General features: G+C 33.3%; 1 protein-coding gene. It reads right to left on the bottom strand.

From position 1 onward, the window contains the following. On the bottom strand, positions 1–529 hold a 529-nt coding region (locus tag FFO06_RS21305; RefSeq protein WP_162501225.1), incomplete at both ends, for an RNA-guided endonuclease InsQ/TnpB family protein.

The raw sequence follows: 529 nt of genomic DNA, 5'->3' as shown, positions 1-529 counted from the left end.
TGATGTCAATATTCCGTTCTGCATCTACACAAAACTGGATATAGTAACCGTCAGAACGTTTAACTATCCTAACTCTCTTTATTTGCTTAATCTGGTAAAAATGTAAATCCCAAGTTCCAATTAATTTTAACTGACCAATTCCACATTTGTCTATGAAAGTAATGTGCTTACGGTCATCTAAAAGTTTCCATCCACTTGTTTTATATTCAACTGAACGGTTATTTTTTTGAAATCTGGGATAACCCTTCTTACCTGGAACTTTTGCCTTACAATTATCAAAAAATCTTTTAATTGCAAAAGTAGTTCTCTCGGCTGCACTCTGTCTAGCCATGGAATTTAATTTATCTGCAAAATCAAATTCATTAGCTAATACCGCAGTGTGTTTATTCAGGTCGTAATACTTAACATTTTGATTGTCCATCCAAAAGCGCAAGCACTTATTACGGATGAATTGGGTTATCCGTATAGCTTCATTAATTTTTTGATATTGCTGCTTTGTGCCTTTGGCTTTAAATTCAAAAACAATCAT

This window comes from Dolichospermum planctonicum, from assembly GCF_005402965.1.
Lineage (GTDB): Bacteria > Cyanobacteriota > Cyanobacteriia > Cyanobacteriales > Nostocaceae > Dolichospermum > Dolichospermum planctonicum.
This window is presented reverse-complemented; position numbering and strand designations above follow the sequence as displayed.